This is a genomic window from Opitutaceae bacterium, assembly GCA_041395105.1.
In the GTDB taxonomy this organism is placed as follows: Bacteria; Verrucomicrobiota; Verrucomicrobiia; order Opitutales; family Opitutaceae; genus B12-G4.
In genome coordinates, this window is record JAWLBB010000002.1 from 448,881 (window position 1) to 475,707 (window position 26,827).

A 26,827-nucleotide genomic window follows, 5' to 3' on the forward strand; every position below is an offset into this window, starting at 1 on the left:
CCAATGATCATCAAGCAGTTTCCGCGCCCGATCGCTTTCTTGGTGTTCTGCCTCCTTCCCACCCTAGCCCCCGCTCAGACCACCGGCGACCCGGTCGGCGCCCGCTTTGCCAACGGTATCGCGGCAATTGTCGAGGACCGGATCATCACCGTTGGGGATATCCGCCGGGAAATCGAGCCGCTCCTTCCCCAGATTCGTTCCCAGAGTCGCACCGAGGCGGAATTCCGGAAGAACCTCGAACAGGTTGAAGACGATATCATCCAGAACCTCACCGACCAGACCCTCATTGTTAAGGACTTCTACAGCGATGAGAAACGCCGGATCCCCGAGAGCTTCGTAGAGAACGAGGTCCAGGAACGACTCATCACCCAGTTTGACTCGGACCGGAGCAAGTTCCTTGAATACCTGAACTCCATCGGGAAAACCCCCCGTGAATACCGCGACATCGTCCGTGAAGAGATCATCGTCGGCTATATGCGCAGCCAGCTCCGCAAGTCCCAGAGCATCGTCAGCCCGGTCAAGATCGAGAATTACTACAAGGAAAACCAGGAACGCTTCTACCAGGGAGACAGCGTCCACCTGCGGCTGATCCGCCTGACCCAGTTGGCCGATGAGGACTCCGCAGTCCTCGAACAATCCGCCGACACCATTATCGATCAATTGGGCAAGGGAGCGAAATTCGAAGATCTCGCCACCCAGTACAGTCAGGACACGCGGCGCAACCAGGGCGGTGATTGGGGGTGGATCAACCGTGAAGACCTGAAACCGGAGTTGGCCGACGTCGCCTTCTCGCTCGAAAAGGGAGCCTTCAGCCAACCGATCCGGACCGAAAAGGACATTTTCATCCTCTTTGTGGAGGACAAGCGCGATGCCGGTGTCCAACCCATCTCCGAGGTCCGTGACCAGATCGAGCGCATCCTGATCAGCCAGATGTCGCGCGATGCTCAGGAACGCTACCTGGAGCGCCTCCGTCGCGACGGCTACGTTCGGTACTTCAACTAGAGGCAGAACTCCGGAAGGAGGGACTTTGCCCCGATGGGAAGCAGTCGGCAGGGCCGGTCTGCAGGGCACGCGCTGCGAGGACCACCAGCAGCGAACTTCCGCAGGATCGATCGGACGCTGAATCGATGGGGCCAGCCCGACCTGCCATGCCGAAACGGCGCAGCGTCCCCCTTCAGTGCACGCTCCCGCCCTTCAACTCGAGCGGCTCGGGCGGGTTCTTGATGTTCGGACAGCCGTCCTTCCAGACCCCTTGCGGGCGGGCCCAGCGGACGGCATTGGCGATGACCCGCCGGACATTGGCATCGTAATAGGTCGGATAGGTTTCATGGCCGGGCCGGAAGTAGAAGATCCTCCCGTTGCCCCGGAACCAGCAATTGCCGCTCCGGAAGACCTCGCCGCCCTCAAACCAGGAAATGAAGACCTGCTCATCCGGTGGGGGAATTCCAAACGGTTCCCCGTACATCTCCTCGTTCGCCAATTCAAAGTAACCATCGATCCCCGCCGCAATCGGATGGCCGGGGTTGCAGACCCAGACCCGTTCTTTTTCGCCCGCTTCACGCCAGCAGAGGGAACAGGTCGTCCCCATAAGTCGCTTGAAGACCTTGGAATAATGACCGCTGTGCAGGACAACCAGTCCCATGCCCTCCAGGACCCTCTTCTGAACCCGGGCTGCAACGGCGTCGTCGACCTTCTCATGAGCCGCATGCCCCCACCAGATCAGGACATCGGTCTTCGAGAGGCGCGCCTCGGTCAGCCCGTGCTCGGGCTCCTGTAGTGTAGCCGTGGATACAGTGAGATCATCACCCGATTCCCGCAGTCCTCTTGCGATCACCGTGTGCATCCCCTTCGGATAGATTTTCCGGACCGCCTCATGGGTGGTCTCGTGCACGTTTTCACCCCAGACAACAACACGCAGCTTGCTCATGACCGGACATCCTGTCGTTTCCCGTCGACCGGAGGAACAAAATTCTTCCAAAATCCCGTCCTAACGACAGACTGCCTCTCATGCCCGCCTCCCCCGAATACCGTCCGGTGCAATTGCGGGAGATGGCCTCGAATCAACGCCCCCAAGAGCGGATGGAATCCCAAGGCGCCGGGGCCCTCAGCGATACCGAACTGATCGCCATGCTCCTGCGCAGCGGGACCCCCGGAAACGACGTCCTGAGCCTGTCGGGCCGGTTGGTCGCGGATGCCGGGTCCCTCTCCGACCTGCTCGCCTGGTCGGCCGACGACTTCAAGCGTGTCCCCGGCATCGGGCCGGTCAAGGCCCTCCAACTGGTCACGGTGATGGAAATCGCCCGCCGGGTTCTCGCCCGCGGCACCGGAACAAACCCGATCTTCAATCGTCCCGAGATCGTCTTTGCCCACTTCCTTCCGACCACCGCCGGACTGAACGTCGAGAAATTCTGGGTCCTCTGTCTCAACCGGAAAAACCGGTTGATGCGCCAGCACGAAGCCACCTCCGGAACCGCCACCAGCAGCCTTGTTCATCCCCGGGAGGTCTTCCGCGAGGCCATCCGGGCCGGAGCCTCCGCCGTCATCTGCGTCCACAACCACCCCAGCGGCGATCCTGCACCAAGCAGCGCCGATATCCAGGTGACCCGGCAGCTCCGGGATGCAGCCAAAGCCGTGGACATCGACCTGCTCGATCATATCGTAATCGGTCGAAAGGAAATTGATCCGGCCGGCCTGGGCTACTACAGCTTCCGGGAATCCGGCCTGCTCTGATCGAAAGGCTCAAAGAAAAGCCTTGAACTTTGTTCGATCGACCTTGATCTAGGACGTTCTCCAAACGGCCGGTGGGATACTCAAGTGGCCAACGAGGGCAGACTGTAAATCTGCTGGATTATTCCTACGGTGGTTCGAATCCACCTCCCACCACCACTTTTCGAAGAACCAGATGACAGTCCGAATCTGAGACCGCTCGGGCTACAAGACGTCAATCGGTGGATTTGGACCACCACAGGGGGTTCGACGGAGCGAGGCACGAGCCTCCTCTCCCACCATCACTTATCGACCCGGATGGTTAACGCCGGATCAGGGAACGAGAAGAAAACCTGAGACTTGCGGCGGTTCACCACCAACTGCAACCGCACCTGAATAGTCCTCGGCAACTGAAAACCGGATCAGGGTCCAGGGCCGATCGAGGTGGGGGTTCTCCTTGCCCCGGCTTCGGACAATCCTGGTCCCATTCCGGTCAAACTCGATCGAAAACGAATCCAGAGGCATCGACAAGCCTTCCCCGACCGCCTTGACGAAGGCCTCCTTGCAAACCCAGGTGTCGATAAAGGCCGCTTTCCGTGCCGTTTCAGGCTGTCTGAGAATATGATCAGCCTCTTCCGCAGAGAAGAAACGACGGCTCAATGATTCGATCTCCACGCTTCGCGAAATCCGTTCCACATCCACACCGACCGGCCTTTCCCGGATCGCCGCAACCAGGATCCGGTCACCCGAATGGCTGAGATTGTACGACCAGTGATCCCCCCGGGAACCCTCCCTGATCAAATAAGGCTTCCCGTGGGGGCCAGTCCCGAAGGTCAGCAACGGCGGCCCGGACCCGGCGCACGATCCGAGGATCCGCCTCAAGAGACCATGGGCAAAGACATACCGCTCCCGGTCTTCCAGTCGCAGGAAACGATCGGCCCGGCGGATTTCATCGCCATCAAGCATCGATTCGAGGCCGCCAAGACGACTGCGCCATTGATTGAATTCGGCCTGCCAGACATGGATGTGATCATCCGCTGGAGTCGAAATCGTTGATGAGGTTTCCCATTGCATCCGGGAAACAGGCTGAAGGGTTTACGGTCCGGTGCCAAGTAGGAGTCGTTCATGCGATGCTCTTGCCAACGGGGTTTCTCCCAACGATTCTTCACCTCAACGGATCCCCCACCTTCGCCGCCATGGAAATGCCGCCACCTCCCAAGCCCATCGAGTCCTATTCGACCGAAGAACTCCAGTTGATGAACTGGGAAGATGTCGCATCCATCGACCGGGACCGACTCATCCTCACTCCGCCCGTCGACATCGCCCACCTCATTGAGCGGTTCGAGATCGATCAACAGCGCCACGTCCTGCGGATGATCCCGCCGGAACTGGCGGCCGAGGTCGTCTCCGAGTTCCGCCCGGAGGACTCGGCTGAACTGATCGGCGAAATGCGACCGGAGCGCGCTGCACAGATACTTGGCCACTTCGATCCCGACGATGCGACGGACATCATCGCCGAACTCGGCGAAGCCGATCGCGACCGCATTCTTGGAGATCTCCAGCCCGAGCAGTCGGAAACGGTCACCCAGCTGCTGGCCTATCCGGAAGATTCCGCAGGCGGCATCATGACGACCGAGTTCGCCTTCGTCGAACCTGAGATGCAGGTGGACGAGGCCATCGCCCGGATCCGCAAACAGAACGAAGAACTCGAAACGACCTACTACATCTACGTCGTCGACCACGACAAACGACTTGTTGGCGTCGTCTCCATGCGAGACCTGATCCTCGCCCGTCCGGGCAACCGGATCCGGGAGATCATGAAATCCGACCTCAATGGGCAGGTCAGTCCCGAAACCGACCGGGAACACGTGGCTCACCTCGTTGCCGAGTATAATCTGCTTGCCGTGCCGGTGGTCGACTCATCCGGCCATATCCTCGGGATCGTGACCCACGACGACGTCATCGACGTCATGCAGGAAGAGGCGACGGAAGACCTCCAGAAGCTGGTCGGTGCCGGAGGCGACGAGAGCGTCCACTCGAAGCTGCTCTACAGTCTGCGTAAACGGGGCCCATGGCTCCAGGTCAACCTCCTGACCGCCTTCCTCGCATCGGGCGTCGTCTACCTCTTCCGTCATCAAATCGAGGAACTCTCCATACTGGCGGTCTTTATGCCGATCATCGCCAGCATGGGCGGCAACTCCGGAGCGCAGACTCTGGCCGTGGCCATCCGCAGCATCGCGGTCGGCGACGTTCAGTCCTCCGATCGGACCTGGATCTGTGTGAAGGAGTCGATTCTAGGCATCCTCAACGGTATCGCATCCGGCGCAGTGGCTGCCCTGGTCGCCTATTTCTTCATGCACGACGTGGGGATTGCCGTCGTCGTTTTCATCGCGATGGTCCTGAACATGGTGCTGGCGGGTGCCTTCGGTGCCCTCATTCCGCTGTCGCTCAAGCGATTCGGACTCGATCCCGCGCAGAGTTCCTCGATCTTCCTGACCACCGTCACCGACGTCGCCGGCTTCTTCATCTTCCTGGCTCTCGGAGCCAACTTCCTTCTCAATTGACCCGGATCCATCCCGGGACCTCCATGGCGCTTTTCACCGGGACAAAGGTCCCGATTACTCAGCCGATTCCAGAGAAGGACTCAGGTCCGTCAGGTGATGTCCGAAACTGGATTCGCTTCGGCCCGCCGACGTCCCCCGAATCGCCTCAAGTCGCCCCGGGCGGTGACGATCACCACGATCAAGACTCATGGACGAGGATAGTAAATCAGCGTTTTTCAAGCGCCTGGCACGCTGGTTGAAGACATCCCTCGATCGGTTGGTTCGCAGTCACGCGCACCTGAGGAATCAGATGGAACCATGGGCAGGACTGCAACCGTTGCCCAACCCGATTCCGGCTGACGGCGACGATTTGAAAGAGAGGATGCCGGGACCTCTTGATCGAATGCCGGCCCGGAACGGGAAGGGACGTAATGTGGGAGCCCACCTGGATACCTACGCCTGAGCCGGCAAAGGCACTGCAGCGTTTCCCCTAGCCTGCGTTCAGGGTGGAGACAGCCCACCCGAGGGCCCTTAAGGCTTGTCATGCCGAGGTCGCTGGATTCCCATTGACGGGCGATGACGGGATATTCGATACGCGGTCTCCGGTTCGCCGCTCTGCTGATCGGCAACTTAAGTTTCGTCACGGCAGCTGGGTGGGCACTTTCCACTGGGGAAACTCCACGAACGGAGGAGACCTACCCCGTGATCGTTCAAAACGATCCGAAGTCGGGTGGGCTTCTTCTCAAACAAGGCACCCGAACCGAAGGGGAAGCCACCACCGTCGCCTCCACCCAGGCCATGCCGGGGTCGTCATCGGAAGTGACCGTCGTTATCCCTGATGCGACGCCCCCACCCCGGACCATCCCGGAAGCGAAGTCGATCCCGATACCCGCGGCGGCTGGGACGCCGCCCGTTTCTGTCGCCGATTCCGCAACCCGTCAGCTCGACGCACGCATGGCTGCGATCGAGCGTCTCCTTGAGCAGGGAAGACAGCAGGACCGTTCCATGATCATGCTCATGATCACGATCACCCTGATTGTTTCCGGAGTGACCGGCCTGACGGGAATCGGTGCGATCATCGCGGTCGTCGTCCTCCAGGCGAGATGGATCAATCGAGTTTCCCAATCGGCCCTCGCTCACCAACCCGCGTCCCTCCCGCCGGCACTTGGATGGGGTGGACAGGGTCTGCCGGAACCCTCGCGGATGCCAGCCTCCGTCCAGGCCTCGCGCCAGCAATTCTCCGAGGCGGTCCAGAGCCTGCGGCAACAGATTGCGGCCATGGAAAACGGCAGCGGAGACGCCTACGGAACCAGGGGCAGAGCACCCGAGGTCCCGGTTGAGGATTCCGGTGGTTTTGAAGCCGACGAATACGAGGTCACCAAACTGCTGGAGAAAGGGTCCCAGCTGCTCGATATCGGCCGGTTTGACCGTGCCCTCGTCTGTTTCGATCAGGCTCGCGTCCTCGCTCCGGAACGGATCGACGTTCATCTGAAACGCGCCCGAACCCTGGAACAACTTCAACGTGAGGACGAAGCCCTCGAGGCATTTGACCAGGTCCTTAAACTCGATCCCTCGATGGTTGCCGCCAATCTCGGCAAGGCCAATCTCCTCAACCGGCTCGAACGTTACAACGAGGCTCTCGAATGCTACGAAAAGGCCCTTGGGCACACCAGCGCACCGCGGCGGCCAGTGGTCTGAGAGGCTGTCTTGAAAGCGCAGAAGCGAGTCGCAGAGATTGATTCGGGCACGTTTTCCCGCTCTTGAGACAGCCTCTGAGCCGACTCAGTTGGCTTCCCAATCGGAACCAGACATGGCGCGAGCCATTTCCTTGCGGGTATTCTGGATCTGTATCCGGATCAACTCGCGGTTCTCTTCCTCCTTGTCCGCCAGCTGCCGCTCCAACTCCTCGATCTTTGCTTCGTAGCTGCGGATCTTCGCCTGGGTTCGAGGCTCGAGGCTGGCGACGCGCTCCTCGAATTCCCGCAGCAACTCGGTGGCGCTTCGCTCATGCTCGAGGAAGTCCTTGTGCTGGGAATAAAGGGCCTGAACAGTCCGGTCCCGCAGAGCCCGGACGATGACGGATTCCTCCGCCCGTTCCTCCTCAGTTCCAAATCCGCCGTTTCTCCCGTCCGGAATGACCGCCGGCAGACGCGACCGGGGCCGCCGCTGGAGAATGATCACCCAGGCCGACGCCGCCAGGATCAGGAAAAAGCCGAGACCCAGGTTCCACCGATCCGCCACCGACCATTCACCGTGCAACCAGGTGGAGGGTTGAAGGAACCGGAACGAAAGCTTCGGCTTTCCGCGCAGGTCAATCTCCGGAGGAAGCATCACCTTCTGCAACGCCGCCAGGCGGTCCAGGTGGGACTGGGTGATGGTCTCCCCGCGACCCACCACCAGCGCGCCCGGCGTCAGTTGCTGGGAAAGTGAATCGATGACCGCCTTGCGACTCCGCAACCGCCGGGTCAGGTCTTCATCGACAATCGCATTGGGCACCACCCGCCGTGATACGTAGTCGGCCAGGATGAGCGACTCGCCCGCCAGCGCGCGATAAACCCGGTCCTGAACGACCGGGATCGCATCCACACTGATTCCCGAAATGGCGACCGCACCTTCCATCGTCTCCTCGACCGGCCCCTCCGGAACACTCTGATTCACCGGAAGAACCAACACCTCATCGGCATAATCAGGGAGGATTTCCTCCTCGGGCAGGACCGCCCGACCAATAAAGCACTCATAGACCGACAGGCTGACCGGAAGGAAGAAATGGGAATCGTCCAATTCGTAGGCCCAGGCCACCGCGAGCTGATAACTGACCGGGAACCCGTCATTCGCATTCTGGAAGGTTGCCTGCAACGAACGGAAGCGCACCGAGTTCACATCGCGACGGCTGACAGGAATCTGACCGAAGGTCTCGATCAGAACCGCCCGGAACCTCCTCTGGGCCTCGACAAAATCGGCCTGGAGTGAAGCGACGACGCGGGCGGTCGTTTCGAGTTCGCGCCGGTAAACCCAGAGCTGTTCGGGACGGGATTCGGCGCTCAGGCCGAGTCCCAGGCTGCGGTCGATCGAGCGGAGGCCCGCCGGTACGAATATATCGGCTTCGGCCACGTCCCCGATCTGATAATCCCAGTTGTTGATCGAATCGGAGACGGCGGCGTCTTCCGCCCGTCCCGCAGTCGCGATCATCAGCAGAGCGACCCCGCCGACCACAAGTCCGCGCCAACCACCGGATCTGCCGGTTGCCGCGATTCTGTGAATCGGAATGATGGATACGCGTGACATGGGACGGCTTTCCCGGGGAAAACGGGCGGCAAGGTCAGGAACTGACCGGAATGTCGGGAAGGTTTCGGAACGTGATCAAGATGATCCGACCACCATGGCGAGAAGCAGCCCGGTGGCAATTTCTAATCGATCCCTTCGGAATGACTCCATTCGAGCCAATCTGATGCCGGACCCAGTCGGCCATGAGGCGATCCCGTCCATCATCGATCCGGGTACGCCGCGGGAACCCCATGCCCGGTTACGCTCGGGCCGACTTCCCTTCCAACCCGGCAGGAAGATCCTCAAGAGCCCGGATCCCGGCGAGAAACGTCGGTTTGAGCCGTTTCAGCGGGGCTCCAACGGTGAACGAATCTGAGCCCCAGCCTGGAGTCCGATTGGCGTTTGATTCCGGCGCGCCGGCGATCAAGACTGCATGAGGGATCTCAGGTTGACCCCAATCGCCGACTTGAAACCCGATCCGTCTTCGCCAAGCATCACCGTCATGACCCTGAACCCATCCCGCCGGGGCGGTTGCCTCACTCAATTGGCCGTCGCCCTCCTCGTCGTCGTCGTCATCGTGGCCCTGATTATTGGAGGCACCCTGTTCTACGCTTACCGCCAGGGGGTCAAGTACACCACAGATGTGCCGCCACCACCGCCGGAGTTCACCAAGTCTGATGCGGACGCACAGTACGAGCTGCTGAAACCAAGGCTCGAGGAGCTCTCGAAGGAACAAAAGGCACTGGCCGTGGCGGAAGACGGTTCCGGAACAGGGATGTCCGCAACCTCCTCCGAGGCGACAGTCACGACCGGGACACCGCGTTCGTCCGGGGACCTGCCACCGCCGACCATCAGGCTCAGTCCGGCGGATCTCAATGCCCTCGCCTACCGGGCAAACAAGAAGCTCCCTTCTGACGCCTACATCAACTTCTCCATCGCGGGAGAACGTCTCATCCTGAATGCATCGTTTCCGCTCAAGGGCGTGCCCCTGCTCGGCGGACGTTATTTTGTCGGCACAATCAGCCTGAGCGAACCGCCGGCCGGTTACCCGCTCCCACTCTATCTCGACTCGGCGACCGCTGGCGGCGAAGCTCTTCCCGAAGGACTAATCTCGCGATTCCAAGATCCGGCTCAGGCCCGCAAGTTCCTAAACGATAACGGCCTGGGGGACGAGCTCGGGGAAGTCCGCTCAATCCGGATCGAACCCGATGCCATCGTGGTCGAGATGAATCGCAGTAATTAGGCGGCAACGGAGAACAGGTGTCCCGGCCCGGCCGAACGGCCGATTGGTTTTCTACCACCCGGCGGTTCCTTCCGCAGAGACTCACCTAAGGAAATGCGGCGATCGTCCGTTAGAACGTGTTGATCATGCCAACGACTGCCGCGACTCCCCTTTCTCTGGACTTCATCGATGCGCAACTCGGCGATATGTCGGCCGCACCGCAGATTCTCCCGAAGCTTCAGAGCCTTATCCGCGATTGCAATACGAACCCGGACGACATCTTCACCCTGATCAAACTCGACCAGACCCTCGCCACCAGGGTCATCCGCACGAGCAATTCGGCTTTCTTTGCCCCGAGGTCCAGTATCGACAACATTGAGGATGCGGTGACCTATCTGGGCTATGACGAGGTCTTCCGCATCATTACCCTGGTCGCTTTCGCCAAGATGATGAGCGGACCACTCGCCGCCTACGGCCTGAGCGCGGGCGAACTCTGGGAAAAGGCGGTCGCGACTGCGGTGACGTTGGAGGTCCTCTCAGACACCCACGAAGCTGCATCGAATACCGGATACACCATCGGATTGCTGCACTCCATCGGCATGGTCTTCGCCAACAAGCATCTGCAAACGATGCAATCGGATACCCGCTTCGATCTGGAGGCCGCGCCGGAAAGGATCGCTGCCGACGAAATCACCACGATGGGCCTGACCCACGCGGATATCGGTGCGCATGTCCTCGAAAGATGGAAATTCCCGGAAAACGTCCGCGAACCAATCCGCTTCCAATTGCGGCCTCTCGAATGCCAGACCTATGGCAAGTCTGCCTGCATGCTCAATCTGGCCAAGGATATCGGGGCCGGCTTCATCCGGTCCGGATACCGGAAGATTGACGCCCCGGAACCCGACTCCCTCGTTCTCGCCCTTTTCGGGGGCACCTCGGAGGTCTACGAAAAACTGCTCGAAAAGGTGGCCTCGAAATTGGCCATGATCGACGTGCTCCTCCAGGAGCTCTGAGTTTCGGGGCGCCTGAAATCGCTCAGGCCAGCTCCGCTTTGAAGTCCTTGCGATCCACCGATCGAAGCGCCCGGATCTGGTCCCTCGGGCGATCCCGGCTCGAATCCAGACCCTCTCCCGTCGCAGAGAGGATCGACGCGATGGTTTCAAGGATCCCGTTGTAACGCCGACTGAAGACGACCTTGATCGGATTGGCCTGCCCCCCCCATCGCAGGGTGTTCGAAAGGAATCCCTTTTCCAGAGCCCCATCCCCGGACTCGATCGGCACGATGATTGTGGACCGCAGGAACCGCGGCCGTGCAACCTGAACGATACCGCCGCCCGCCACCAGGTAACACCGCGCCTTCCGCTTGATGGCACCCAGCGGTGAAACCGGAAATACCTTCATGATCAGTTCCGGTGCGGGTACTCCCTCAAGAACCGAAGTCGGTGCCTTGGTCGACATTGGCGAAAGCCGCCTGCCCCGGAAGATCGATTCCCAAAAGAAGCCCAGGATGGGATCGCCCAGGATCGCCTTGTAATAGACCGTCCGCCGGAAAACCCAGCCGAACATCAGGAGGCAGATGCCGAAAATTGCGAAATTCAACAGGGTCGCCAAGGTCGGGCTGTAGGCGTAGACCGCCAGCAGAGCTGCCGCAAACGCCTTGTTCGCCGCCTCAAAAGCCGCGTCAACCGCCGGGATCGGCGAGATGAAGACCATGACTTCGAAGAAGAATTTGACCGTGTTGATGACAAAAATGTTCACCGCGGAGACCACCATGAGCAGGGTGCTCAGGGAAAACTGGAAGATGCCCGCCTGATAGACGACCTCCTCGGCACCGCTCGACCCGAAGCTCGCCGCGGCCTGGACAACCAACGCGGCGACGATCCCCGAATACCCCTCCACCTGGTCCAAGGCCTGGGCCAGCGGCTTGGTCACCTTGGTCAACTTCGGCAGAGCCGTCAGCGCAGTCAAGCCCAGGAGTCCCGTGAAGACGAACCCGTTGCTGAGCACCCCGTTTCCATGGAGCAACGCATTGTCGATCGGCATCAACCCGGCGTCGGACAACAGAGACGCCCCCGACAGGCAGGAAAGGGCAAAAAAAGGCGACAATGCGATGGGAGCAAGCGGTCCCAGGACCTCGTTGACCGGTATTGACTGGACGAGTCTGTCCGCCTTCGCTTTCTCTGCGTCAAGAGACGGCGCGCCGAAGACGGTTTCCGCTCCAAGAGACCAGATCAAGAGGCTCCCGACGAACAATAGGACAAAAGGTCCGATCGAGGAACGGGATCCGACGGAAGCATGAGGAACGGGCATACGGGGAAAGGCCATGCGTTTGGGGAAAGATCCTGCGGGTTTGAAGTCTTCTGAAAGCCTGACTGCCTGACACGCCCAGTTCCCCCCGGCCGGACCCGCCCCTCAAGCGTAGGCGATGAAATGGGCTGCACCCGCCAAGGCCTGACGGACGATACGGCCGGTTGCGTCGTAGCTCGACCGAATCCGCTCGGTCGCTGGCGAAGAGGCCACCGTGGTCAGGTTGATCGTCTGACGAAGGTCCGTGCGGCTCCAACGGACCGCCTGGCGCCTGCCGGACCGATTCCGGAAGGATGGTGGGATGATTTCCACCTCTGTTTCGCCTGGAGCCCACGGCTGCATAAAGGAAGATTGACACCCGTCGGCCCGAAAATCAATGACGAATCTTTACACCCTTTTCAAAATCAGGCTGAAGGATGCATCCGGCCCACCCCGGCAGAATCCCCCAAGACATGGGGGAAAAACCCTACAGCTCCTGCAATTCGCCGCGAAAAGCATTTCGACCTGTACGATCCGTTCCAGAGGGACCGATACATCCGGCAGAGACCTCTGCCATGAGTTCGATTCGCGCCATTCCACTCCGCCCGCTCCATCTAAGTCCCGATCGTGCATCCATCTCGATCTGGATGAAACTCGGACGATGCGGCTTCATGATCCTCCAGGTTCTCATCCACCTGACCACGAACTACCTCCGCCAGACGCGCTCCACGCTCTGACCGCAGGCTTCCGGATCCGGGTCAACCGAGCAACCGATCCATCTCGCGGCGCTCCCGCTTGGTCGGGCGACCGCTGCCGCGCGTTCGCCCCAGAACCCGCTCAACCGCAGTCTTGCGACCCCGCTCATACTCCTCCTTTGGCGTCAGGTCATCCAGAAAACCCGCCACCAGGCCGGCACCGACACGCTTCTCCGTCAGGCCGATGACGGCTAGTGTCCGATCAAAGCTCATCGTCCGCGCGTTCACCCGGTCACCCACCCGGACGGACCGGGCCGGTTTGGCCACCGCGCCGTTGATCGAGACCCGGCCGGACCGACACGCTTCAATCGCCTCACGGCGCGTCTTGTAGACCCGGACACACCAGAGCCATTTATCCAGCCGCATGCCTTCGTCGGAGGTCATTCATGGTCACGATGACGAAATCCGGAAGAAAATCCAGTTCCGAACGGCGGGAACGGGTTCGCGCCGCGCTGCAAAAGGGGAAACTGAACCGGCGACCGATGAATTGCATCCCGCCATTAAGGCCCGGGAGAACCTGCCGATTTTATAGGCCATCACGCTGTCGCATTCCACCCCGTTCGAAACCAGTACGTCCGCAGTCATGAGTATACAGACCCAACTTCCCCAGACTGAACTCCCCAGGATCGAATGGCAGGAATCGCCGGGACATTTCATTTTCGCCGAAGAGTGCTCATTCTGCATGCATGCCCATGTCGGTCATTTCTGTGTCGCCACCATCGGCGAACGACACACCGAGATGTCCGGCGAACGCTGCGTGCCGGTTGGCTTTGACCTCTACACATCGGTGGTCTTCAAGCTGAACGAGAACGGCAAACCCGTCATGCCTGAGCTCGAGACCCGGGATTACGCCACCCGCGATGCGGCCATCGAAGGGCATATGCACCTCTTGCGACACTACCAGGAGTCCCCACCCCACGAACCCGCATGAGCACGGCCACCCTTGATCCGGACACCGAAACCCGCGCCCTCCAGGAATTCCAGAATGCCTGCCTGCGCCGGATCGCGGCACGGCCGGGCGATCGAAAGACCCATGATGCGATTCTCGATCTCTATCTCGAGACCCTCCGGCGTCTGGCGAATGGCTGGACCCTGAACAGCGTTCTGACCAACTCCCTGATCCGCCTCAGCCATCTCTGAACGGTGTCCTCCTCGCCACAGGGAGTTTCCCCGGGTTGCCGGGCCGGTCGTTCGCCCGGAACGCCCCGTTCAGTCGAGTCTTGCACTCAGCCCCTTCGTGCCACAGTTAACAGAACTGCGGCAATCGCGATCCAAACCACCGGTCTGTCCGCCTCCAGCACACTCAGGGGCCTGTCAAACCCAAGCTGAACCCGCCATGGAACACATCTCTCCAGTTCACCGATCCGTCAGACGCCTGCTCCTCCCGGTCCTCCTTCTGCTCGGCCTGGTTCGGTCGGGTTACGGGTTTGTCGAAATCTACCAGGGCGCCCTGACTCTGGACCTCGAAGGCCGGATCATCTATGACAGCAATCTCGGCGGCAATGCCACCACCGTCAGCGACACGCTTTTCTCCCTGCGACCGACGCTCCGCTACCAGCGCGATGTCGGTCGCTCAAATACGAGCGCCTGGTTCGGACTGAACTTTTCCCGCTACCAGGACTATACCGTGGCCGACTTCAACGACTTTGATCTCGGCTTCTCCATCGACGCCCCCACCGCCCAGGGATCGAATCTCACCGGAAAACTCGATTTCAGGTACTACCAGGACACGGGGTCCAACACCAGCCTGCTCCGCTACGTTCAGACCCAGCGGTTCAACTTCAATCTCAACGCCAGCTACCTGATCGGAGCGCGGACCAGCCTTCGCTTCGGCGCGGGTTACCGGGTGGAACGCCCCGAGGATGTCCTCAATGACCCACCGGTCAACTACAGCCAGTCCACCTACTACGACGTCACACTCGGAATAGGTTACCAATGGCGCAGCATCTACACCCTCTTTCTCGACTACCGGCGTAGCTGGAACAAGAGCGAAGACGACAATGGCATCAACACCGGTCGTGATTACGCCAGCAACGCCGTCTTCGTCGGCCTGTCCCGGCCTCTCGGAGGCAAGGTTGATGGCTCGTTCTCCATCGGTTACCAGACTTCCCAGGACCGCCGGAACACCGATCTGGCCACAGACCGGTTTCTTGTCAGCGCAAACGTCAACTGGGCGCCCCGTGAGAAGACAACCCTGGGCCTGCGCATCGGTCGAGACCTGAATATATCGGGCTACAACACCGGCTACTACGACACCAATGTCGCTGTCACCGTCCGTCAGGACCTCGGTCAGCGCTGGGCCCTCAACGGGCGTCTCGGCTACAGCTGGTACGACTACGAGAGTGACCGCAGTGATGATGTGCTCAATTTCCGGGCCGGGCTGGCCTACTCCTACAACTCCCGCCTCACCGGAGGCATCGACTACGACTATCAGGACAGCAACTCGAACCGGGAGTTGGGGACTTATACCCGGAACCGCGTGACTCTCAGGGTGTCTTACGAGTTCTGAGCCGATCCCGATTTCTGAAACCTCCCGGCATTCTGATTCCATGATTTCTTCAAAACGCTTCATCGGCAGCCTCTTCATGGCCGTCGGCCTCGGATTCATGCTGTCGTCCGCCAACGCCGCCGAAAATTCCACCTCCGATGCCGTCAATGACGGGAATTACCGCCTGGGAAAGCTCGACCAGATCCAGATCACCATCTTCGACGAACCGGATCTGAGCGTGGCCTCGCGAATCAATGGAGAAGGCAGCGTGCGCATTCCCCTCATCGGCGAGGTCAAGATGGCCGGACTGACCATCCGCAAGGCGGAAGCCCTGATCGAAGAGGCCTACACCGAGAACCAGATCCTCAAGAACCCGATCGTCTCCATCCGCGTGATCGAGTATGCACCCAAGGAGATTTCCATTCTTGGCGCTGTCGGAAGCCCCGGAAAACTGCCCTTTCCGACCGAAGTGACCAGTCTGGACATCGTTGACGTCATCTCGAAGGTGGGCGGATTCTCCTCCATCGCCCGCGCGGACAGTGTCCGCATCACCCGGGTTGGGGAAGATGGCCGCGAGATCATTTTTACGGTCAATGTCGAGAGCATGATTACCGGTCGGGGAAAACGGGATGGGGAGCCGACCCGCGTCCCGATCTATCCGGGCGACGTCATCTGGGTCCCTGAGCGGATGTTCTGACCCGGATCCGCCGCCTTCTCCGAGGGTGGTCCGGAAACCAGGCGGTGGGCCTTTGCTTTGCCGTTGACCCCGGCATTTTTAGGGAGTTTCATCCAAACCCTTAAGGGAATACATCAGGGAGCGGACGACTTTGCGAGTCGACTGTTGTCCGAGCCAGTTCGAGGAGTCCCTCCGACGAAAAATGACGGAATTCACCACCCACGATGAAGCACCTGCCATTCGGCACCGTCCGATGGTGTGGAGGATTTCCTCCGGATCAGATTTCAGCTTCGGCTGCTCGAACCGATCTCTGAAAGTGAACTACCAGTGAAATTGCCCGGGAACCCCAGTCGTCCGGCCCGACCCAAGGCCGGCGGCAGGATTCCCCTCTCAGATCAAGCCAGCACAAGCGATGTCCACACTAACACCCGAGAAGAAGCTCAAGACGACCGTCTTCCTCGTCGATGACCACCCCCTCGTCCGCCAGGGTCTCGGCCAGATCATCAACAATGAGACCGACCTCGAAGTCATTGGCGAAGCCGAAGATGCCTCCAAAGCACTTCACCTCATTGAGACCAAGCAGCCGGACCTCGTCATCGTCGATATTTCGCTCCGCGGCAACAATGGCCTTGAGCTGATCAAGAATATCAAGGCGGTGTTGCCCAATCTGCCCATTCTCGTTTTCTCGATGCACGACGAGAGCGTCTATGCCCAACGTGCGCTGCGCGCCGGCGCCCGTGCCTACGTGATGAAGCAGGAGTCCGCGGACAAGATCCTTCTGGCCATCCGCCGAATCATCGATGGGGACATCTACGTCAGCCATCGCGTGGCCGATCAGGTCCTCCAACAGCTGGTCAACGGCAAGACTGCCGGAAGCGAATCACCGATCGAGCGTCTGAGCGATCGTGAGCTCGAAGTGATTCAATTGATCGGGAAAGGTCTCTCAACCCGCGAAATCGCCTCGAATCTGAACCTCAGTGTAAAGACGATCGAATCGCACAGGGCACATATCAAGGAGAAGCTCAACCTCCGCAATGCGACCGAGCTCGTTCAGTTCTCGGTTCAGTGGGTCGAGCAGGAAAACAACCGCACGGCCTGATCTCCGCCCGTCGTTCCAGGCACGCCGAAGGCCCCTGATTCTCTTTCGGGTGGTGTAGTGTGGTCCTGTCTCCGCTGCAGGGCTGTCCGATCAGGGAAGCACACGGTACTACCTAATGGGTTCCCCTACCCGAGATGGGGGAGAACCTTGCTGATTCGGTCCGGCCAAGGCCCGATTGTGAAAACGCGCAACTCCGTGTAGGCTAAGGGGGTTATCCATTCCGTAAACCCTCCTTCCCTTCCATCCGTGACCCAGACTGCGCCCATCCGAGTATTTCTAGTCGATGACCATCCGGTCCTGCTCGAGGGCCTGAGGGCCTTCATCGATCAGCAAGATGGTTTCGTGGTCTGTGGAACGGCCCGCGAGGCGCGAACCGCCATCGAGCAGATCCGGGATACCGACCCCGCCGTCTGTGTCCTCGATATCTCACTCAATGGCATCCACGGGCTGGATCTGCTCAGGCTCCTCAGAACCGAAAACTCGACCCTGAAGATCCTCTGCTATTCTCTCCACGAAGAGCTTTTCTACGCCGAACGCTCCCTCCGATCCGGGGCCATGGGTTACGTGATGAAGAATGAAGAGCCCGAGGTTTTTCTATCCGCCCTGCGGAAAGTCTCCGCCGGCGAAATTCACGTCAGCGAACGCATCGGCAAACAGATGTTGAACCAGATTGCCCGCGGCAGTTCCCGTGAGTCCGGCTCCGGCATCGACCAGCTCAGCAATCGCGAGCTCCAGGTCATCCAATACATCGGAGAGAACTGCAACAACCGGATCATCGCCGAACGCATGCATGTCAGCGTGAAAACGGTCGAGGCCCACCGCTCGAGGATCAAGGACAAGCTGAAACTGAACACATCCTACGATCTCATCCGATTCGCCGTCCGGTGGGTGGAATACGACAGCGATCCTTCAAAACAGCCCATTCTCAACTGAATGAATGCTCCTTCCAGCCGTTTTTACCTTAGGTCATGAATCTAACCGAAGACTTTCCGACTCCCACGACCGTTTCCGACGGATCCACCGCCACCACCGGCCGGGATAACTCCAAACTCGTCCTTCTGGCCGAGGACGAACCGATGATTCGGGATCTGATCACCCTCTTCCTGAACAATCTAGGCTACGTCGTTCAGTCGGCCGAAAACGGCAGGGAACTTCTGAAAGTCGCCGAAAGGGAAGCTCCCGACGGGTTTGCCCTCCTCATCACCGATCTCGTCATGCCCAAGATGGGAGGCCTCGAGCTCGCATCCGAGATCCGGAACCGCTACGCCGACTCCCGCATTCTCTTCGTCTCCGGCTACACCGACGACATCGTCATTCTTGAAGGACGTCTGAACGCCCATACCGCTTTCCTGCGCAAGCCCTTCAACTTCGCCGCACTCAAGAACAAGATCGAGGGTCTGCTCGAGTCCTGACCGCCGGTTCCGCCCGGCGGTCCGACTCCGCGCCTATTCCTTGCTCGGTGCGTTGCGGGAATCCCGGAAGAGTTTGTATTCGACCGAATCGCGGATCGCTTTCCAGCTGGCTTCGATGATATTGTCACTGACCCCGACCGTCCCCCAGAGTCCGGTTTCGTCGGCAGACTCGATCAGGACCCGGGTCCGCGCGTTGGAGCCGCGATTGCTGTCCAGAATCCGGACCTTGTAATCCCTGAGCTGCATTTCATTGATCTTCGGGTAGGCCTTTTCCAGGGCCAGACGGAGAGCTTTGTCGAGCGCGCCAATCGGTCCCGTGCACTCCGCCACCGTATAGGTGCTCTCCCCGTTGATTCGGATGCGAACCGTCGCTTCCGCACTCATCTCCGATCCATCACCACGTTTCTCGACGATCACCCGGTAACTCTCGAACTGGAAGTGCTCGCTCCAGAGCCCCTCTCCCTTGGCCAGCAGCAGATGCAGCGAACCGTCCGCCGCCTCAAACTCATAGCCTTCAAACTCGAGATCCTTCACGTCTTCCACCAGTTGCCGGGTCGTTTTGGAATCCCGGTCCAGTTCGACACCGAGTTCCCTGGCCTTGAGGAAAACGCTGCTGCGCCCCGCCATGTCGGAAATGAGAACCCGCTGGCGGTTCCCCACCAGTTCCGGTCGCATATGCTCGTAGCTGTGACGCACCTTCTTCGTGGCATCGGCATGGGCTCCGCCCTTGTGCGCAAACGCCGAGTCACCGACAAAGGGTGCCTTCGGGTCCGGCCGCAAATTGGCCAACTCATCGATGTAGAGGGAAAGCTTGCGCAGGTGGGACAGATTGGGAGCACACATCGGTGCATATCCCATCTTCACGATCAGATTCGGAAGGATTGAAGTCAGGTTGGCATTGCCGATCCGTTCACCAAACCCGTTCATGGTACCCTGCACCATGGACGCTCCCGCTTCGATCCCGGCCAGCGAGACCGCAACGCCGAGCCCGGAATCATTGTGTCCGTGAACACCCACAGGCGTTCCCTTGAATCGATCGACCACCACCTTCGTCGCCGCCTCGAACTCGCCCACCAGTTTTCCCCCATTGGTGTCACAGAGGACCAGGTAGGAGGCACCGCCCCTCACCGCCGCCTCCAGCGTCGCCAGGGCATAGGCCGGATCGCTCGAGTAGCCATCGTAAAAATGCTCGGCGTCGTAGATCACCTCCCGACCGTTCTCCACCAGGTGGCGAACCGAATCCTCGATCATGGCGAGATTCTCCGCCGCCGTGGTTCGAAGGACATCGGTCACATGCAGCAGCCAGGTTTTGCCGAAAATAGTCACCACCGGGGTCTCCGCTTCCAGGAGTACCTGGATCTGCTTGTCCTCGGCCGCAGCGATCCCCGCCCTGCGGGTCGAACCAAATGCAGCAATCCTGCTGTGCTTGAGCTTCAGCTTGCGCACCTCCTCGAAGTAGGCCATGTCCCGAGGATTCGATCCCGGCCACCCTCCTTCAATATAATCGATGCCGAACTCATCAAGTCGTTCCGTGATCAGGACTTTGTCGGTCACAGAGAACGAGATGCCCTCCCCCTGGGTTCCATCGCGCAGGGTGGTATCGTAGATTTTGACGGGTTTTTTCATCGGACAAAGTTGAGTTGCTAGCAGGCTGCCCGATCGACGGCCAGAGCAAAGATGCCCCGGCCATCCCGATCCAATCCGGGCTGTTGAGCCGGCCACCAGACCCGGGGAGAGACCTTTCAGGCGGGCAGATGCGCCTCAATAAACGCCCGAACCGCCTGCGTTGATGCCGGCAGACCATGAACGACGACCGGTTTATCCTTGAGCGCCTCGAGAGCAGGATGAGTGGGTACGCTTCCAATCGCCTGCTTCATCACATCGGGAAACTTGGCCGGGCTGGCCGTGGCCAGAAACACCTCCGTCTTCCCTGCACCGCTCTGCGCGGGCGTGAAGCCGCACGCGGTGTGCGGATCAACCAGGTAACCGGTCGTCCGGTAAACCTCCCGGATACGCTCAAGGATGGCTTCGTCCGAGGTTCGGGTGGCCTGAAACCGACCGCAATCTTCGCGCGCCCAGTCCAGGCGTCCGTCCCGGGCCAGTTGCGTCATCGCCTCGCGCACCCGCGAGGCATCTCCTTCGGCCAGATAATGGAGGTAACGCTCGAAATTCGAGGCGATCTGGATGTCCATGGACGGCGCAAAACTGGGTTCCACCCGGTCAACCTGGTATATCCCGGTGGAGAAAAACCGGTAGAGGATGTCATTCCGATTCGTCGCGACCTGGAAGCGAAGGCCCGGCACACCCATCAGGTGACAAAGCCAGCCGGCCAGAACATTGCCGAAATTGCCGGTCGGCACGACGAACCGCACCGATTCACGCTCAACCGCGTCGAGTCGCAACCAGGCGTACAGGTAATAAACGCACTGGGCGAGAACCCGGGCCAGGTTGATCGAATTGACCGCGGACAGACCATGCCCGTTCTTGAATTCGGTCTGCCCGAAAATCTCCTTCACGATCCGCTGGCAGTCATCAAAGCTGCCTTCAATCGCCAGGGGAAAAACGTCAGCTGACCCGGTGCAGGCCATCTGTCTCTCCTGGAGAGCGGAAACCCGCCCGCGCGGGTAAAGTACGAATTGACGGACTCCATCCAGATGGAGAAGGCCGTGGATGGCCGCCGCGCCGGTGTCCCCGGAAGTCGCCCCGAGAACATGGATCGGGCGGCCCGACAAAGACCTCTGCCGGCCGTAAAGTCGTCCAAGCAACTGCAGGGCGAAATCCTTGAAGGCCAGGGTCGGCCCGTGGAACAGCTCCAGCACGTGACGGGCTTTGTCCAGACGGTGCAACGGCGCCACTTCCGGCCGGTCAAAGTCAGCGTAGGCCTGATCGATCATCGACCGCAGCTCAACCTCGGGAACGTCCGTGGCAAAAAGCCGGAAGAACTCGAAACAGAGTGACGGATAGTCCAACCCGGCCCAGGTTTCCAGCCGGTTTCCGATGGCCGGAAGGGACTCCGGGACGAGCAGTCCTCCATCGGGCGCGAGACCCGTCGCCACGGCCTCGCTGAACGATAGCGGCGGAGTCCGGCCCCGGGTGCTGATGTATCGCATGGCGCAGCGGACGTCCGTCGACCTCAGAGTTCGGACAATCGGAAAGCGTCGTGCACCCGGCGGGCGGCGTCATCGGCCGCATCCAGGTCGATCACCACCGAAATCTTGATTTCCGAAGTGCTGATCAACTGGATATTGACACCGGCCTTGGCCAGGGCCGCGAAAAGCGTGGCAGCCACTCCTGAATGACTGCGCATGCCGACCCCGACAACCGACACCTTGGCAATCCGGTCGAAGATCTCGACTTCACCGCCGCCTTCTTTTGCCAGCAGCGCCCTGACCGCCTCCTCCGCACGACGGGAGTCCTTGCGCGGAACGGTGAAGGTCAGGTTGGCCACGCCGTGGCGACCCACGTTCTGCACGATCATGTCCACGCTGACTCCGGCATCGGCCAGAGCCTGAAAGACCCGGGCCGCCGAGCCCGGTTTGTCCGCAAGGTTGCTCACGACCACCTTGGCCTGATCCTTGTCCACCGCGACGCCGCGCACCACGACGTCTTCCATCGATTCCACTTCCTCTTTCACAATAGTTCCCGGGTTGTCGTTAAAGCTCGACCGCACTTCAAATACCACGCCGAATTTCTTGGCGAATTCCACCGAACGTGCCTGCATCACCTTCGAGCCGAGGCTGGCCAGTTCCAGCATCTCGTCGTAGCTGATCTCCGCAATCTTCCGCGCATCCCCGACCACCCGAGGGTCGGCCGTGTAGACTCCGTCCACGTCGGTGAATATCTGGCAAAGATCCGCCTTGAGCGCCGCAGCCAGGGCCACCGCCGTCAGGTCCGATCCCCCGCGCCCGAGCGTCGTGATCTGTCCCCGACCGTCCGAACCCTGGAAACCGGCCACGATGACCACCTCGCCCCGGACCAGGTTTTCCTCGACCTGTGTTGTATCAATTTTCGTGATACGCGCACGGGTATGGGCCGGATCGGTCAGAATCCCGGCCTGGGACCCCGTCCGGGAAACGGCCGGCACGTCGATGGCATGCAGGGCCATCGCGGTCAGGGCGATCGTCTCCTGCTCGCCCACTGCCAGGAGCATGTCCATCTCGCGCTCATTCGGAAGAGGATTGATCGCGAGGGCGCGATCGATCAACTCATTGGTCACCCCGGATCGCGCGGAAACCACCACGACCACCTCATGACCATCCGCGCGGGTCGCCTTGACCCGCTGCGCCACCCGCTTGATCCGGTCGACATCGCCGACCGAGGTCCCGCCGTATTTTTGTACGATTCGTGCCATGTGCTTAAGGACACTTTGAAAAATCCGAGCCGATCACCGTTGTGCAGTAAATCAGGAACCGCAAGGCGGTCGTGTTGAAGGTTATCCCCAGAGGGCTTTCCTCGGTCCGAACAACGCAGTGGGCTTGGGATTTCGGTACGACCCGAAAGCCCGCAAGGCTTTGGGCGTTGCGCCGCGTCGCCCGGGCCGGGACATACCCACCGGGTATGCCCGCTGGCCCGACCGCCTTGCCCGACGCCCAAATCATTGCCGCGATGATCATCTCCAATTACCCAAGGTGCCCATGAATCAGTCTTCGAAGTCCGCAATCCGCAGAAGAACCGGATCCTCCATCACCACCGGCATCCGACCAAGATCCGCAATGGTCCGGCCGATCGCCTCCTCATTGGTCCGGTGAGTGGTCAGGATGAGAGCGGCACAATCGGGCACGCCGCTCTCCTTCTGCAGTACACTGCCGATGCTCACCTCGTGCGCGGCCATCGAGGCGGCCACCTGGGCCAGGACGCCTGGGGCGTCCTTCACCGTCAACCTCAGATAATAGCGACCCCAAAGATGTGCCGCCGGCGTGATCGTCAGGGGCGCCTCCCGACCGTCGAGAAGAGAAGGCGCCTCGTCCGGCAGCAAAGATGACTTTCCTCCCATCAGGACCATGGCTGCGTCGGCCAGATCACCGATCACCGCACTGGCGGTGGCGTCCTGCCCGGCCCCGCGGCCGATGTAGAGGGTCGTTCCAACCACGTCGCCCGCCACGCAGATGCCGTTGTAGACTTCGTTCACGCTGGACATGACCAGGCGTTCCGGGACCAGGGTCGGGCGGACAGAGATCGACAGATCCGCGGTTTCGAAATTGCGGGTGATCACGGCCAGAAGCTTGATCGACATCTTGAAACTCCGGGCAAAGGCAAAGTCGGCGGGAGTGATCCGCCGGATCCCGTCGACCATCATGTCCTCAAGCCGGACCCAGGTTCCATGGGCCAGGAAGGCCAGGATGGAGGCTTTGTGCGCCGTGTCCCAGCCGTCGACGTCGAGGGATTCCTCCGCCTCGGCATAGCCGAGGCGTTTGGCGTCGGCCAGAACTTCGGAATAGGCCAGGCCCTCTCTCTCCATCCGGGTCAGGATGTAATTGCAGGTCCCGTTGAGGATTCCGTAGATCAGTCGGAAGCGGTTCGCGACCAGGCCCTCCCGGAGCGCCTTGATGATCGGGATCCCTCCGCCGACGCTGGCCTCAAAGAGGATGTGTCCTCCGCCCTCTCGGGCTGCCCGAAAAACCTGGGGACCATGCTCGCTCAACAGCGCCTTGTTCGCTGTGACCACGATCTTGCCGGCCCGCAACGCGGCCTCCGTGATCTCACGGGCAATCCCGGTTCCGCCCATCAACTCGCAGACAATGGGAATCTCAGGGTCGGTCGCTATGGACATCGGATCCCTTGTCACCATTTCCTCGGGCAGAGGAATGCCCCGGTCCTTCTTCGGGTTCCGGACCGCGATGCGCACGATCTGCATGGACGCGCCCAACCGCTGGTCCAGTTCCCGACGCCGGGCATGCAAATGCTTCCAGACTCCCTGCCCGACCACGCCGAAACCACAGAGTCCGATCCGGATCGGCTGATTCATGTCGTATCGTGTCGTCATGATCCTTCGTCTGCCGGGCCGCGCCGCACGAACCGGTGCTCCGTCCCCGCAAGCAATCTCCCGATGTTGCTCCGGTGTCTGAAAATAATGAATACGGAAAGCACGACGGCGAATCCGAAGAGCAGATCGACCCCGGCCACGAAAAACCGCGAGACCGGCAGCGCCACCGAAAGGCCGATCGATGCCAGCGAAACATAACGGGTCAGGAAGAACAGGACCAGCCAGACCAGAATGGCGACCAGGGTCGAAACCGGCATCAGGGTCACCATGCCCCCGACCGTTGTCGCCACTCCCTTGCCCCCGCGAAAACGCAGAAAGAGCGAAAAGGAGTGCCCGAGGATGGCCCCGACCAATCCTATGATCGAGAGCACCACGAGGGCGTCACCGCCGGCACCGGGCAACAAACGGACCCACGAGACAGCCGCCACTCCCTTGAGGAAATCAAGGATGAATACGATGTTTCCCGCAACCGGACCGACCGCCCGCTTGACATTGGTCGCGCCCGGGTTGCCGCTGCCGACTTTCAGGATGTCCACACCATGGGCCCGCGCCACCCAAAAGCCGAAAGGCAGCGATCCGATAAGGTAGCCGGCCAACAGGGCGAGTAAGTGTTCCAGGGTGGGCATCGCAGATCGTTCCGTCAGGGATGCGCGATCGTCAGGCGTGCACGAGGAGCGCGCGATGCACACCCGGCGTCGCCTGGATCGCTTTCATGGCTTCCGCACTCAGTTCCGAGTCCAGACTGACCACCGTCATGGCCACTCCACCGAGTTCATTCCGGCTGAGCGACATCGCGGCGATGTTCGTCCGGTCTCGGCCGATCTCGGTGCCGACCTGTCCGATGATGCCGGGTTCGTCGCTGTTCTCGAGGACGAGGTGAATCCCGCCGAGATTTGTTTCCACCTCACGTCCATTGATGCTGACCGCCCGCGGGATATTCGCCTTGCCGATCAGAGTGCCCGCCACCGAGCAGACACTTCCGTCGGAGGCGTGGGCGTCCACTTGGACAAGCTCCGTATAATCACTTTCCAGGTTGGACTTTGTCACATCCACCTCGATCCCGAGGCGCTCCATCAGGATTGGCGCATTCACGAAATTCACGCCGTCACCGCTGATCTTCCGCAGAAAACCCTTCAAGATACTCCGCGTCACCGAATTGGCGTCCATATCGACCACCTTCCCCCAATAACTGACCGCAAGCTTGTCAATCTGCTTGGGCGCGATCTGCTGGACAAAGGTTCCCAGGCTCGCACCGAGATCGAGATAGGGCCGCAGAACCCGAAGGGTGTCCGCATCAATCGACGGCATATTGACCGCATTGCGGATGACCCCGCCCCCGAGGGCCTCCGTCATCGCCTCCGCGATCTCGACCCCGACACTTTCCTGGGCCTCCGTGGTCGATGCACCCAGATGCGGCGTGAGCAGGATCTGCGGATGGTGACGCATCTCGCTGTCGGCGGGCAGGGGTTCGTCCTCGTAAACATCGAGCCCCGCGGCCGCCACCTTGCCCGATTTGACCGCTTCGAGTAGGGCAGACTCCTTGATGATGCCACCACGGGCGCAATTAAAGATCCTCACCCCGTCCTTCATCTTGGCAAAAGCGCCCTCATCGATCAGATGCCTTGTGCCATCGGTCAATGGCATGTGGACTGTGATATAGTCCGCCACCGCCAGGAGAGCGTCCAACGAGAGACAGTCAATCTGCATCGCCTTGGCCCGACTCGGGGCCAGAAAAGGATCGTGGGCCACCACGCGCATGCCGAAAGCCTGCGCCCGACGGGCCACTTCGCTGCCGATGCGGCCAAACCCGATGACCCCGAGGGTCTTCCGGTAAAGTTCCGTCCCGGTAAACCCCTTTCGCGCCCACTTCCCTTCCCGCATGCTCGCGACCGCCTGCGGCAGGGGACGGGCACCGCAGAGCATGTGGGTGAAGGTCAGTTCCGCCGTGGCGACCGTGTTTCCGCTCGGGGTGTTCATTACGACAACGCCCCGCTCGGTCGCCGCCTCCACATCGATATTGTCCACGCCGACCCCGGCCCGACCAACGGCCCGCAGGCGCGGCGCGGCGTCGATGACGCTCCGGTCAATCTGGGTATCACTTCGGACAATGATTCCGTCCACGTCGGCAACGAGTCCCAGCAACACCTCGTGGGACGATTGATAGGCCTCCACCACTTCGACTCCGGGCTGGTGTCGAAGGCAGTCGATGCCGGAAGGTGATATCTTGTCCGCGACCAGGATTTTCATCATGCCAAGGTGCCAGAACAATAATGGCCCTCGGGGAAAGGCAATGACAGAATCTGACAGGAGTATTCCGAATCGCGAAATCAAGATCCCGACCCGATGACCGTCGGCCGTGCCGGTGGGTGACGCCCTGAAGGGCTTTCCTACCC

General features: G+C 60.5%; 26 protein-coding genes and 1 tRNA gene. 15 read left to right on the forward strand and 12 right to left on the reverse strand.

The window, feature by feature from the left end:
• The first annotated feature begins 3 nt into the window (after positions 1-3).
• Positions 4-1,002, forward strand: a complete 999-nt coding sequence (locus R3F07_08695; GenBank protein MEZ5276443.1) for a peptidylprolyl isomerase — start codon at positions 4-6, stop codon at positions 1,000-1,002.
• A 172-nt stretch (positions 1,003-1,174) separates the two neighbouring features.
• Here the strand turns inward: R3F07_08695 and R3F07_08700 are convergent, their stop codons facing one another.
• Positions 1,175-1,927: a ThuA domain-containing protein gene (locus R3F07_08700; protein ID MEZ5276444.1), complete on the reverse strand. Its 753-nt coding sequence runs from the start codon at positions 1,925-1,927 to the stop codon at positions 1,175-1,177.
• 80 nt (positions 1,928-2,007) lie between these two features.
• On the opposite strand from R3F07_08700, the gene radC reads away from it, so the two are divergent.
• Both radC and R3F07_08710 read left to right on the forward strand, forming a co-directional pair.
• Positions 2,008-2,730, forward strand: a complete 723-nt coding sequence (gene radC, locus R3F07_08705; GenBank protein MEZ5276445.1) for a DNA repair protein RadC — start codon at positions 2,008-2,010, stop codon at positions 2,728-2,730.
• A gap of 70 nt (positions 2,731-2,800) precedes the next feature.
• Positions 2,801-2,886, forward strand: a tRNA-Tyr gene (locus tag R3F07_08710).
• A gap of 153 nt (positions 2,887-3,039) precedes the next feature.
• Here the strand turns inward: R3F07_08710 and R3F07_08715 are convergent.
• Complete coding sequence (locus tag R3F07_08715) at positions 3,040-3,780, reverse strand: 4'-phosphopantetheinyl transferase superfamily protein (GenBank protein ID MEZ5276446.1); 741 nt, start codon at positions 3,778-3,780, stop codon at positions 3,040-3,042.
• A gap of 56 nt (positions 3,781-3,836) precedes the next feature.
• On the opposite strand from R3F07_08715, the gene mgtE reads away from it, so the two are divergent.
• Positions 3,837-5,270, forward strand: coding sequence for a magnesium transporter (mgtE, locus tag R3F07_08720; protein MEZ5276447.1), 1,434 nt, complete (start codon positions 3,837-3,839; stop codon positions 5,268-5,270).
• Between the two features lie 681 nt (positions 5,271-5,951).
• A complete protein-coding gene (locus tag R3F07_08725; protein ID MEZ5276448.1) occupies positions 5,952-6,947 on the forward strand; it encodes a tetratricopeptide repeat protein in 996 nt (331 codons plus the stop codon).
• Between the two features lie 84 nt (positions 6,948-7,031).
• Here R3F07_08725 and R3F07_08730 read toward each other — a convergent pair whose 3' ends face one another.
• Complete coding sequence (locus tag R3F07_08730; GenBank protein MEZ5276449.1) at positions 7,032-8,534, reverse strand: hypothetical protein; 1,503 nt, start codon at positions 8,532-8,534, stop codon at positions 7,032-7,034.
• Positions 8,535-8,697: 163 nt separating this feature from the next.
• Here R3F07_08730 and R3F07_08735 point away from each other — a divergent pair, with 163 nt between their 5' ends.
• From R3F07_08735 to R3F07_08745, 3 genes are all read left to right on the forward strand, one after another.
• Entirely contained in the window at positions 8,698-8,889 is a 192-nt protein-coding gene (locus R3F07_08735) for a hypothetical protein (protein ID MEZ5276450.1), read from the forward strand.
• A 126-nt stretch (positions 8,890-9,015) separates the two neighbouring features.
• Positions 9,016-9,756: a hypothetical protein gene (locus R3F07_08740; GenBank protein ID MEZ5276451.1), complete on the forward strand. Its 741-nt coding sequence runs from the start codon at positions 9,016-9,018 to the stop codon at positions 9,754-9,756.
• Between the two features lie 125 nt (positions 9,757-9,881).
• Positions 9,882-10,748, forward strand: a complete 867-nt coding sequence (locus R3F07_08745) for an HDOD domain-containing protein (GenBank protein MEZ5276452.1) — start codon at positions 9,882-9,884, stop codon at positions 10,746-10,748.
• 22 nt (positions 10,749-10,770) lie between these two features.
• Here R3F07_08745 and R3F07_08750 read toward each other — a convergent pair whose 3' ends face one another.
• The 3 genes from R3F07_08750 to R3F07_08760 all read right to left on the reverse strand — a co-directional run bounded on the left by R3F07_08750 (position 10,771) and on the right by R3F07_08760 (position 13,160).
• Entirely contained in the window at positions 10,771-11,841 is a 1,071-nt protein-coding gene (locus tag R3F07_08750) for a hypothetical protein (protein ID MEZ5276453.1), read from the reverse strand.
• 306 nt (positions 11,842-12,147) lie between these two features.
• The gene (locus R3F07_08755; protein ID MEZ5276454.1) at positions 12,148-12,354 is read right to left on the reverse strand and encodes a hypothetical protein; all 207 of its coding nucleotides are present in this window, start codon (positions 12,352-12,354) and stop codon (positions 12,148-12,150) included.
• Positions 12,355-12,779: 425 nt separating this feature from the next.
• Positions 12,780-13,160, reverse strand: a complete 381-nt coding sequence (locus R3F07_08760) for a S4 domain-containing protein (protein ID MEZ5276455.1) — start codon at positions 13,158-13,160, stop codon at positions 12,780-12,782.
• A 199-nt stretch (positions 13,161-13,359) separates the two neighbouring features.
• Between R3F07_08760 and R3F07_08765 the strand changes: the two genes are divergently transcribed.
• From R3F07_08765 to R3F07_08795, 7 genes are all read left to right on the forward strand, one after another.
• Positions 13,360-13,707: a hypothetical protein gene (locus tag R3F07_08765; protein ID MEZ5276456.1), complete on the forward strand. Its 348-nt coding sequence runs from the start codon at positions 13,360-13,362 to the stop codon at positions 13,705-13,707.
• Positions 13,704-13,916 carry a hypothetical protein gene (locus R3F07_08770; GenBank protein MEZ5276457.1) on the forward strand — a complete coding sequence of 71 codons (213 nt, stop codon included), beginning with the start codon at positions 13,704-13,706 and terminating at the stop codon, positions 13,914-13,916. Before R3F07_08765 ends, R3F07_08770 begins: the two co-directional genes overlap by 4 nt.
• Positions 13,917-14,112: 196 nt before the next feature.
• Complete coding sequence (locus tag R3F07_08775) at positions 14,113-15,285, forward strand: outer membrane beta-barrel protein (protein ID MEZ5276458.1); 1,173 nt, start codon at positions 14,113-14,115, stop codon at positions 15,283-15,285.
• Between the two features lie 40 nt (positions 15,286-15,325).
• Positions 15,326-15,961 (forward strand): polysaccharide biosynthesis/export family protein, encoded by a 636-nt coding sequence (locus R3F07_08780; protein ID MEZ5276459.1) that lies wholly within the window; start codon positions 15,326-15,328, stop codon positions 15,959-15,961.
• Between the two features lie 391 nt (positions 15,962-16,352).
• Positions 16,353-17,039 carry a response regulator transcription factor gene (locus tag R3F07_08785; protein ID MEZ5276460.1) on the forward strand — a complete coding sequence of 229 codons (687 nt, stop codon included), beginning with the start codon at positions 16,353-16,355 and terminating at the stop codon, positions 17,037-17,039.
• Between the two features lie 246 nt (positions 17,040-17,285).
• The gene (locus R3F07_08790; protein ID MEZ5276461.1) at positions 17,286-17,972 is read left to right on the forward strand and encodes a response regulator transcription factor; all 687 of its coding nucleotides are present in this window, start codon (positions 17,286-17,288) and stop codon (positions 17,970-17,972) included.
• A 35-nt stretch (positions 17,973-18,007) separates the two neighbouring features.
• A complete protein-coding gene (locus R3F07_08795; protein ID MEZ5276462.1) occupies positions 18,008-18,451 on the forward strand; it encodes a response regulator in 444 nt (147 codons plus the stop codon).
• A gap of 33 nt (positions 18,452-18,484) precedes the next feature.
• On the opposite strand, the gene cimA is transcribed toward R3F07_08795, so the two are convergent.
• The 6 genes from cimA to serA form a co-directional block, all read right to left on the reverse strand.
• On the reverse strand, positions 18,485-20,077 hold the full coding sequence (gene cimA / locus R3F07_08800; protein MEZ5276463.1) for a citramalate synthase: 1,593 nt from the start codon (positions 20,075-20,077) through the stop codon (positions 18,485-18,487).
• A 116-nt stretch (positions 20,078-20,193) separates the two neighbouring features.
• Entirely contained in the window at positions 20,194-21,561 is a 1,368-nt protein-coding gene (thrC, locus tag R3F07_08805) for a threonine synthase (protein MEZ5276464.1), read from the reverse strand.
• 23 nt (positions 21,562-21,584) lie between these two features.
• Entirely contained in the window at positions 21,585-22,802 is a 1,218-nt protein-coding gene (locus R3F07_08810; protein MEZ5276465.1) for an aspartate kinase, read from the reverse strand.
• Between the two features lie 288 nt (positions 22,803-23,090).
• Positions 23,091-24,434 (reverse strand): homoserine dehydrogenase, encoded by a 1,344-nt coding sequence (locus tag R3F07_08815; protein ID MEZ5276466.1) that lies wholly within the window; start codon positions 24,432-24,434, stop codon positions 23,091-23,093.
• On the reverse strand, positions 24,431-25,060 hold the full coding sequence (plsY, locus tag R3F07_08820) for a glycerol-3-phosphate 1-O-acyltransferase PlsY (GenBank protein ID MEZ5276467.1): 630 nt from the start codon (positions 25,058-25,060) through the stop codon (positions 24,431-24,433). The genes R3F07_08815 and plsY overlap by 4 nt, the downstream gene beginning before the upstream one ends.
• 31 nt (positions 25,061-25,091) lie before the next feature.
• Positions 25,092-26,684 (reverse strand): phosphoglycerate dehydrogenase, encoded by a 1,593-nt coding sequence (serA, locus tag R3F07_08825; GenBank protein MEZ5276468.1) that lies wholly within the window; start codon positions 26,682-26,684, stop codon positions 25,092-25,094.
• Between the last annotated feature and the right edge of the window lie 143 nt (positions 26,685-26,827).